The 9,893-nt window shown below is 66.6% G+C and carries 9 protein-coding genes; all 9 read right to left on the bottom strand.

All coding sequences use genetic code 11. The annotated features are described in order from the left end of the window. The coding region (locus ACFT7S_RS33975; RefSeq protein ID WP_382738788.1) for a condensation domain-containing protein at positions 1–752 on the bottom strand (752 nt) is incomplete at its 3' end. Between the two features lie 21 nt (positions 753–773). Further along, positions 774–1,571 carry an alpha/beta fold hydrolase gene (locus ACFT7S_RS33970; RefSeq protein ID WP_382738785.1) on the bottom strand — a complete coding sequence of 266 codons (798 nt, stop codon included), beginning with the start codon at positions 1,569–1,571 and terminating at the stop codon, positions 774–776. A gap of 14 nt (positions 1,572–1,585) precedes the next feature. Then, positions 1,586–1,807, bottom strand: a complete 222-nt coding sequence (locus ACFT7S_RS33965; RefSeq protein WP_382738783.1) for an MbtH family protein — start codon at positions 1,805–1,807, stop codon at positions 1,586–1,588. Between the two features lie 151 nt (positions 1,808–1,958). Next, complete coding sequence (locus ACFT7S_RS33960) at positions 1,959–3,701, bottom strand: ABC transporter ATP-binding protein (RefSeq protein WP_382738780.1); 1,743 nt, start codon at positions 3,699–3,701, stop codon at positions 1,959–1,961. A gap of 538 nt (positions 3,702–4,239) precedes the next feature. Then, complete coding sequence (locus ACFT7S_RS33955; protein ID WP_382738777.1) at positions 4,240–4,941, bottom strand: response regulator; 702 nt, start codon at positions 4,939–4,941, stop codon at positions 4,240–4,242. Next, the gene (locus ACFT7S_RS33950; RefSeq protein ID WP_382738774.1) at positions 4,938–6,182 is read right to left on the bottom strand and encodes a sensor histidine kinase; all 1,245 of its coding nucleotides are present in this window, start codon (positions 6,180–6,182) and stop codon (positions 4,938–4,940) included. The genes ACFT7S_RS33955 and ACFT7S_RS33950 overlap by 4 nt, the downstream gene beginning before the upstream one ends. A gap of 115 nt (positions 6,183–6,297) precedes the next feature. Continuing rightward, positions 6,298–7,413 (bottom strand): capreomycidine synthase, encoded by a 1,116-nt coding sequence (gene vioD, locus ACFT7S_RS33945; protein ID WP_382738772.1) that lies wholly within the window; start codon positions 7,411–7,413, stop codon positions 6,298–6,300. Between the two features lie 69 nt (positions 7,414–7,482). Next, the gene (gntD, locus tag ACFT7S_RS33940; protein WP_382738769.1) at positions 7,483–8,484 is read right to left on the bottom strand and encodes a guanitoxin biosynthesis L-enduracididine beta-hydroxylase GntD; all 1,002 of its coding nucleotides are present in this window, start codon (positions 8,482–8,484) and stop codon (positions 7,483–7,485) included. A 262-nt stretch (positions 8,485–8,746) separates the two neighbouring features. After that, positions 8,747–9,787, bottom strand: coding sequence for an ornithine cyclodeaminase family protein (locus ACFT7S_RS33935; protein ID WP_382738766.1), 1,041 nt, complete (start codon positions 9,785–9,787; stop codon positions 8,747–8,749). Positions 9,788–9,893: the final 106 nt, after the last annotated feature.

Below are 9,893 nucleotides of genomic sequence, written 5' to 3'. Positions count from 1 at the left end.
TTCCACCCCTCCACCAGCTGCTCACGTTCACCCGCCGACAGGACGGGCAGATCACCCACCCGCTGCCCCGCGTCCGCAGCCACGGCCTCCAGCAATGTGACCAAATGCCCCGCCAGACGCCCCACCGTCGCCGCATCGAACAACCCGGTGCTGTACTGAACCTCGCCAACCAAACCCTCGCTGCTGTCCCCGATGCGGACCGCCAGCTCGAACTCCGACTCCAGCACGCCGGAGAGCCGGTAGCCGTCGCTCTCCGGGCCGGCGTAGCCGAAGTAGACCTGGAAGAGCGGGCTTCGAGAGTCGGTGCGCTCGGTGGCCAGCGCGCCCAACACTTCCTCGGACAGCACGCCCCGGCCCGCATCGACGGCAGCACCCTCGACTGCGTCTCCCCGCCGCATCCGCCCCAGTAGCTCCGCAAACGATGGCTCCCCGGACAGGTCCGCACGCTGGACCGTCACGCCGGAGCGCCCCGTGGCAAGGGCCGCATCTTCGATGCCTGCGACCACCGCCACGTCATCCGACCCCGCATACCGCCCGATGAGCACACTGAGGGCCGCGAGCAGCGTCACGGGAAGCGTCGTGCCGTGTTCATCGGCCAGCATGCGCAACCGTTGCGCGGTCTGCGTCGGCACCCTGAATGCGACGGTTGCCACCTCGGTGAACCGGCTTGGCATGTGCGGCCGGTCCGTAGGCAACTCAAGTGCCGGCAGATCGGCCAATTGGTTACGCCAGTAGTCCAGTTCACCGTTCATAACGCCCCCCACACGGTTCTGCTAGTTCTTGTCCAGGAATTCGATGATTGCCGCGTTCACCTCGTCAGGACGTTCGAGGTATCCGAAGTGGCCGCAGTTGGGAATCTCCACGTAATCGCAGTCCGAGATCGCGTCGGCGACCTCGGCGGCGAGATGCGGTGGGGTGATGAAGTCGTCGCTGAAGGCGATGACACGGCAGGGCGCGGAAACGTTCCGAAGCGACTCGCGGCGGTCCGTGTCCGTTTCGATCCATGACTGCCCGACCGAGGTTTCGCCGCCCGAGAGCCGGAAGGTCTCCAGCCACAGCGAGACGGCCTTGTCGTCGTTGAGGGTTGAGGGTGAGAGCATCTGCAGCGCCGACATGGCTGCGTTGTGATCGGCGGGCAGCTTTGCACCGCTCTGCAGCAATGCCCGTTCGGCCGCTCCCAGCGCCGCCCGGGTGACATCGGAACGCGATTTGGTGGCAATCAGTACGGCGCATCTGACGAGGTGGGGCGAGCGAATCGCCAGTTCTTGCGCGATCATCGCCCCCAGGGAAACACCTACGATGCGACAGGGTGCGGCATCGAGGGCTTCGATCAAGCCCTCGATGTCCGCGACCATGTCATCGAGGGTGTATTTCCCCGGAGGGATGTCCGAAGGGGCGATCCCCCGGTTGTCGACCGTGATGGTCTGGTAGCCGACCTCGTTCAGCGCGGGGGTCTGGTGCAGAGTCCAGACCCGTCCCGCGGCCGAGGACCCCATGATCATGAGGACCCGTTCACCGCGGCCCGACCGTTCGTAGGAGAGCCGAATGCCGTTGGTGAATACGTGCGGCATCTCTGTGCGGCCCGCTACTTACCGTCGAGCGCGATGCGGAGGCTCTTGGGCCGCATATCGGTCCAGGTCTCCTCCAGGTATGCGTCGCATTCGGCCTTTGACGCGCACACTCCGGTCTCGGTCCAGCCGCCCGGAACCTCCAGGTCGGCCGGCCAGATCGAATACTGCTCCTCGTGGTTGATGAGCACCTTGAATCGGGCTTCGGCTGTCTCGAAGTCAAAACTGACGGTACGCAAGGCGGTCTCCTCTTCAGGTGTTTCCCAGGAAGGGACAGGAAGGGACAGGAAGGGACAGGAAGGGACAGGAAGGATCGCAAATGGGCGGAAAGGGGGCAGAAGAATGGATCAGGAAGCGTGCGCGGGGCGTAAGCGCCGACGGCGCCGGACGTCAGCTGGAGGGGCCGGCCGTGCCGAGCACGACCTCGTCCGTCTCCGTCGCCTGCCGGGCGAACTGCGTGTGGTAGAGGTCGGCGTAGAGATCCCCCGCGGCCAGCAGCGACTCGTGCGTCCCGCATTCGCGGACCTGGCCGTCGTCGATGACCAGGATCTGGTCGGCCTCACGGATGGTGGAGAGCCTGTGCGCAATCACCACTGACGTGCGGCCCTTGAGCGCGCTCTTGAGTGCCCGCTGAATGGCCACTTCCGACTCGGCGTCCAGGTGCGCGGTGGCCTCGTCGAGCACGATCACGGGGGGCGCCTTCAGGAGCAGCCTGGCCAGGGCGACGCGCTGCTTCTCGCCACCCGACAGCCGGAATCCGCGGTCTCCGACGACTGTGTCGAGGCCATTGGGGAGCGATTCGATGACTCCCCAGACCTGTGCGGCCTCGCAGGCCTGGATCAGTTCCGGCTCGGTGGCGTCGGTGCGGGCGTACAGCAGGTTCGCCCGGATCGTGTCGTGGAACAAGTGGGCGTCCTGGGTGACCACGCCGACCGTGTCCTGCAGAGACTGCATGGTGAGGTCGCGGAGGTCGTGGCCGCCGATGCGTACGGAGCCGGAGACGGGATCGTAGAAGCGGGGCATCAGGTTCGTGATGGTCGTCTTGCCCGCGCCCGACCGGCCGATGAGAGCGGTGAGCTTTCCGGCAGGTGCACGGAAACTGATGCCGTCGAGCACCCATCCCTTGTCGTCGCGCTCCGGGCCGCTGCGGGTGGTCGACTCCAGTGACGTCAGGGCGACTTCTTCGGCGGTGGGGTAGCGGAAGGAGACGCTGTCGAAGTAGACGTCCGGTGCCGTGCCGCCGTCGACGGAGGGCAGGTCGATCGCTCCGGGTCGCTCCTTGACGAGCGGGTCGAGGTCAAGGATTTCGAAGACCCGGTCGAAGCTGACGAGGGCGGTCATGGCGTTGGCCTGCACGCTGGACAGCTGCTGGATCGGTGTGTAGAGCCGGCCGACGAGCGTGACCAGGGAGACGAGGGTGCCGAGGGCGATGACGTCCTTGACGACGAGGGAACCGCCGAACCCGAAGAGCAGGGCGAGGGTCACGGATGCGGTGACGCCCATGACGATGCCCAGCATCTGGGCTGTGACGTTGGTCTTCACTCCGATGTCCCTTACAGCACGGGCCCGTTCGGAGAAGTAGGCCGCCTCGCGGGCAGGGCGTCCGAAGAGCTTGTTGAGCATGGCACCCGCGACGTTGAAGCGCTCGTTCATCAACGAGCCCATCTCCGCATTGAGTTGCATGGTCCCTCTGGCGAGGTGCTGCATGCGACGGCCGATGACCTTTCCCGGAAACAGGAAGATCGGGACCATCAGCAGGGCCACCAGGCTGAGTTGCCAGGACAGATAGAACATCGCGGCGAGCACCAGGGTCAGAGTCAGCACCGTGTTCACCGTTTCGGCCATCAGAACGGTGATGGCCTGCTGCGCGCCGATGACGTCGGTGTTCAGCCTGCTGACGAGCGAACCGGTCTGGGCTCGGGTGAAGAAGCCGAGAGGCTGCGCCTGGACGTGTTCGAAGACCTGGGTGCGCAGGTCGTAGACGAGGCCTTCGCCGATCTGGGCGGAGAGTTTGGCCTGTAGGTACTGCGTCATGGCATCGATCAGAGCAAGTGCGAGAAGGGCGCCCGCAACCCAGATCACGATGTCCATCTTGCCCGGGGTGATGCCCTTGTCGATAACTATCCCGAACAACAGGGGACTTGCTGCGGTAACGAGTGCGCTGAGCGCGGAAGCACCTACGAGAAATGACAGCCGCAAGCGATACCGCTTTGCATAGGGAACAATTCTCCGGATGGTGCCGGGACGAATTCCCTCATGTCCCTCTGGGCCACCACCTCGATGGCCGTCCTCCGACGGGTCGGCGAATTCTCCGTCGTCCGGCGCCCGCACCGTCACTCTCACAGCGCTCTTCTCCTCACGGGAATTTTCACACGGTGTTCTACGCGGCACAGCTTCGCTCGGCCGCAAGCATCCATGAGAGCGCCCAGGAGTGGCAATAGGTTCCGGTTGGCGGCGCCGGGTCGGGGTTCCCACCTGCGGTATTCAACTGACGCGGCGCCGCAGTTGAACGCATCCGACGTATGGCAAAGCGGGGCTTCGGAAAGGAAATATCGCCCCGCCCGCGCATCAGCGGCCGCAGGGACCGCGAGAGGGCCCTAGGGGCGCCCGCAAGCCCCCAGAGCCCCAAGTCCCTAAGTCCCCAGCCCCCAAGTCCCCAGTCCCCAAGTCCCTAGTCGGTCCTGCGGAATCCCGGTACGACAAGTCCCGTTTCGTACGCCGCGATCACGGCCTGGGTGCGGTCCCGCAGGCCCAGCTTGGTCAGTGTGCGGCTGACGTGTGACTTCACCGTCTCCTCTGTGACGAAGAGGCGGGCGGCGATCTCTCCGTTGGACAGACCATCGGCGACGAGCAGCAGTACCTCGGTCTCCCGTGCCGTGAGCATCTTCAGGCCCGGCGACGGCTGGGCCGGGGTCCTGGCAGGCAGTTGTGTGAACTCGCTGATGAGCCGGCGGGTGACCCCGGGGTCGAGCAGGGCCTCTCCGGCGGCGACGACGCGCACTGCGTCGAAGAGCCGCTCGGCGGTGGCGTCCTTGAGCAGGAAGCCGCTGGCTCCGGCGCGCAGTGCGTCGTAGACGTACTCGTCCAGGTCGAACGTCGTCAGGATGAGGACGCGCGGAGCCTTCACCCCGTCGGGCGTTTCGCCGATGAGCTGCCGTGTGGCCTCTATGCCGTCCATCTCGGGCATACGGATGTCCATGAGGACGACGTCCGGGGACACCTCGCGGCAGACGCGGACCGCGTCGACGCCGGTGGTGGCGGTCTCGACGATGGTGAATTCCGGCTGGGAATCGAGGAGTGCGGCGAATCCGGTGCGGACGACCAGGTGGTCGTCCGCAATGACGACGCGGATCGGTGACGGCGGGGAGCTCATGTGGTCCGTTCTGGCTTGGCGGGGAAAGAGGCTTCGACGATGAATCCACCGGAGTCCGCCGGACCTGTGCTGATCAGTCCGCCGACCGCGGCGACCCGTTCCCGCATGCCGAGCAGGCCGTAACCTCCGTCCGGCGTCGCGGGGGGCGCTCCGGGGCCGTTGTCGCGGACGCTGAGGTGCAGGGCGTCGTGGGCGTAGTGAAGTTCTACGTCGACCGGGGCGCCCATGGCGTGCTTGCGGGCGTTGGTGAGGGACTCCTGGACGATGCGGTAGGCGGTCAGCTCGATTCCCGGGCCCATGGGGCGCGGGATACCGCTGAGGATGAGGCGGATCGTGGCGGTGGAGGCTTTGCGGGCCTCGTCGAGCAGTTCGTTGAGCTGGGTCAGATCGGGCTGCGGCCTGCGCTCGCCACCGGTGTCGGACTCGGTGTCGTCGCGCAGTACGCCGAGCAGGCGGCGCATCTCCGTGAGGGCGGCGCGGGCGGTGTCGCCAATACCGAGCAGCCGCTCACTGCCTGCGGCGGGCATGCCGGGGGTGGCCACGCGGGCTGTCTCGGCCTGCACGGCGATCATGGAGACGTGGTGGCCCACGACGTCGTGCAGTTCGCGGACGATGCGGGAGCGCTCCTCACGGGCGGCGTTCTCCCATTGACTGCCGGCCATGACTTCGCGTATGGCGTTGTGTTCCCGGTCCATTTGCCTGGTGCGTCGGGCGAGACCGGCGAAGGCGGCCACCGGGGCCAGCGAGGCGAGGAGCACCGTGCGCACCCGGTAGTCGGTGTCCGTGGACCCGGCGAGGGCCAGTGCGAGGAACGGTGCGGTCAGGAGCATCGCAGCCAGGACGTTTCCACGGCGGCCGAGCCGGTACTGGGCGATCAGCTGAGCGGCGAAACCTGCCAGCGTCAGCGTATGGAAGATCGTGAGCGAGCCGAAGCTCGCGGCGGTCACCGTGAATCCGGCGAGGATGGGCCGCAGGAGAGCCAGTGGCAGCGCGGTGCACAGGCACAACAGCCCTACGACCATGGCCAGTTGGACCCCGACGACGCTGCCGCTCTGCACCACGCTCTGGGAGGTGTCCGCGAACATCCGAGGGATCGATCCGCGGAGGACGACGAGCTCGGCGAGCGAGTCGGCGACCGCGAGGACGCACAGCACCGAGATGAACACGGCGCTGCGCGGGAGTTCCGCGGTCCGCCGCAGCATTCCGGTCCAGCTGTCACGCCAGGCAGTCGCACGGTTCACGCCGGTCATTATGGCAGCCGGCCCTCTGCGCGGCCGTCCCTCGCAACAGTGATCATGGCTCCCTCGCGCGAGGGACAGGGACGTCGCTCGCGCGAGGGACGGGGCTGTGTACGGCTCAGCTACGAGCCTCCTTCAGGGTGTCCGCGAGGCGTTCCAGGCCCTCCGTCAGCTGTTCCGTCCGGCCGCCGAAGCCGACCCGGATGCGCTGAGGGCTGCCGAAGCACGATCCGGGGATGACGAGCACCCCTTGCTTCTGGAACAACCCGTCGCAGAAGGCATCGACGTCGGCCACGTCGATGAGGCGGGGGAACGCGCTGACACCGCCGGACGGTGCTACGAGCGAAACGACGTCGGAGTGCGCCGCGGCCCAGTCGAGCAGCAGGGCCCGATTGGCGCGGGCCTGGTCGAGACGCGGCTGGATGAAGGACTGGGCGTTTTCCAGTACGCCCTGGGCGAGAAGTTCGTTGAGCGGCGAGACATGAAGGGTGGTGTAGTCGCGGATGTGGACGCAGTCGGTCAGGACCTCGGGAGGTGCGACGCACCAGCCGAAGCGGAGTCCGGGCAGCCCGAACGACTTGGAGAAGCTGCCGAAGCTGACGGCCCGCTCGTAGAGCGCGGAGACGTCGGGCAGGGGCGGTGTGTCGTAGGTGAGGTCGTTGAAAGCGCCGTCCCACAGAAGGTAGGCGCCGACGTTTCGTGCGAGGTCGACGATGCTCTGCAGCTGGGCCTCGGTGACCGTGACACCGGTCGGGTTCTGCGGGAAGTTGACGATGATCGCCTTGGTCCGCTCGGTCACCAGACCGGCGAGTTCGTCCAGGGAGGGCTGCCAGTCCCGGTCCGGGTCGAGGTTCCAGTTCTTGATCGTGCAGCCGAGGCCGATCGCGTACTCGACAAGAAGGTGGTATCCGGGCTGGACGACGACCACCTCGTCGCCGGCGCTCAGCAGGGCGGACATGACGAGGGACAGTGCCTCGCCGGAGCCGCTCGTCGTCATGACCTTGTCCGGGTCGACGCCTCCCGCGTGCCTGCCGACTGCGGCCCGCACGGCGGGCGCGCCGAGGGAGTAGCCGTCGTCGAAGACCAGCCGGTCGAGGTCCTCGTGGCGCAACGCTGTCAGGTCGCGCAGCTCCGCCATGGAGTACGAGTGGACGCCGCTGGAACTGATGTCGATGTCTGCGGTGAAGTAGGAGTCACGCAGCCAGTCCTCAAGGGGCGCGGGCCGAAGTCTCATGAGGTGCCCTCGCTGTTCGTGGTCTGCGTTCCGGGTCCGGTTACGACGGGTGCGACGGGTGTCATCGGTTCAGGCCCCCGCTCGGATCGCCCTGGCGTCCCGGGCGGCGCGTGACTTGCGCAGATCGCCGGTGACATTGATCCGCTTGAGCCAGCGGTCCGTACCGTCGTGGCGGGCCGTGAAGGGTTTACGGCCGTGGACGACCCGGAAGTTGTCGAGGAAGCAGAAGTCCCCGCTTTCGAGTACGACGTCGAACATGGCCTCGTCCATCGCCTTGCACATCGCGTCCAGGGCGAAGCGCGCCTGGTCGTCGTCCTCTGACACGCCCATGAAGTACGGGTCGGCCCTGACATAGGGCTGGTCCGGGTCGCCGAAGAGCACGGCCACCCGCTCGGGGTTGCTCTGCATCTTCTCGATGTCCTCGAACGCTTCCGAGTCGGCCACGGAGTTGTTCTTGCTGAGGTGGGACTCGTCGGGACGGATGGTGAACCGCTGCTCGAAGAGCACGTCCCTGACGTCGTCGGGCAGACGCAGGTCGTCGGCGTATCCGACGGTCGTCGCGGCTCCGTAGGGGTTTCTGAGGCACGCGAACGAGAGGAAGTCACCCCTGAGCGGGTGGAAGGCGTCCTCGGTGTGCCAGGTCAGTAACGCCTTGCTGCTGGAGCCGAGTTGCTCGTGCTCGTGGCCCTGGATAGGGATGATGTCGTGGATCAGCCGTCCGTCCTGCTGCGTCGCCCAGCAGAACGGGTCGCCGATCAGCGAGCTGTACATCATGAGGAGGAGCTCCTCCCGGTGGCTCGACGACGGCTGCGCCTGACCGCGCCAGTGCGCCGGTGTGCGCCCGAGCCGCTTCTCGTCGACCTGGTAGCCGGATATGCACAGCACACCGGAGAGCTGTTCCAGCCGGAACGCGTTGAGATGAAGCCTGATCCGGCGGGGCAGTTCGTGGGCGAGCAACGTGGCCCGGTGCATTGCTCCCTCCGAATCGAGGGACTCGAACTCTCCCTCGAATGCGTCGAGGAGTTCCGTGACCGCGCTGATTTCCGCCGCGTCGAGTGCCAATCTTTCCATGCTGAATTGCCTCTCCGTGCTCTGAAGGGGATGACTGCTTTCGGATACGCCATCGAGAAGTTCTCTCCGGCCCGTTGAGAAGGTGCTGGCCGAGCTGTGCCTCACGGGCACACCCGGTCGCGATCCTTCGACATCGACATCCGCACATGGGGAACTACTGCTGTGCTCTGCGCTGCCGCAGCGAACGCTGGTTCGCACTCCTCACCGGGCGATGGGCGCGTCTGCGCAAGTGCATCGCCGGTCAAAGCAGGAGCTGGCTGTGTCACGGCACGGCGGCTCCCACGAAGTGGGTCGGCGCCTTGCCGAGATGTGCTGTGTAGATCTTGCCCGCGACAGCTACGTCGTGGAGTGACATCCCGAAGGGGTTGATCACGACGCGGTCGGTGGCGGACGCGCGGGGGGAGGTGGTGCCGCTGATGACGTCGCAGAGTTCGGCGGCGACCTCCACGGCGTGCGGGCCTGCCCCGTCGGTGATACGTCCCCGCGGTGGCGGCAGTACGTCGCCGGCGCGGTACATCCTGCCGAGCAACCGTGTGGTGTCGGCAGCGACGAGGCTCCAGTCGTCCACGATCACCTTGTCGGCAGCCGTGAACACATCGGGCATCAGGTCGTCCAGCGATACGTTGACGACGACGGCCCCCTCCGCGATCCAGTCCGCGGGGATGTATCCGGTCGTTGTCGTAGTGACTGGAATGACCAACTCGGCGTCATGCACCGCCTGTTCGGCGGTGCTGGTGACGTCGAAGACGACCCCGGGACGGACGGCTCCCAGGCGTTCGGCGAGGAGCGCCGCGCGTTCGGGAACCCGGTCGTGGAGTCGCACTCTCTGCAGCGACGGCCACCTGTGCAGCGCCAGACTCAGGTGCGCCTCGGCGAGCGCTCCGGCACCCACGACCGCGATGGAGCGTGCGGGGCGGGACCGGCAGAGCTCCGCCGCGAGCACACTCACCGCTGCGGTGCGCGCGGCGGACACACGGGCCGCCGGCATGATGCACACCGGCCGAGCGGTGGTGAGATCGAAGAGGAGGACGACGCCGTCGGCACGCGCCAGCCCACGGTCCGGGTTGCCCAGACTCGCATTGATGATCTTCGTGCCGGCGAATCGTCTGCCGTCGATCTCCACCAGGCCGGGCATGTTGAGGCTACGACAGGACTCGCCCTGGTCGTTGGTCCACCGCAGGCAGCTCTCCTCCGGCAGCACCGTGCGCTGTGCCGCGTGCGCCAGGAACACCTCACGCACGGCACCTACGACATCGACCGTCTCGATGAGCTCGTCCACATCACCATCGGTGAGCTGAAGCACGGCCCCTCCTGCACATTGTTCGCGTCAAACGGACAAGCACCGAAAGCGCGAAATGCGCTCGCCGTAGCACTATGACCCGACCGTGCACCGAATTTCAATATTTGAT

This window comes from Streptomyces sp. NPDC057136 (genome assembly GCF_042670885.1).
GTDB lineage: Bacteria > Actinomycetota > Actinomycetes > Streptomycetales > Streptomycetaceae > Streptomyces.
Note: the sequence above shows the minus strand (reverse complement) of the source record. Positions and strands in the feature narration are given on the sequence as shown.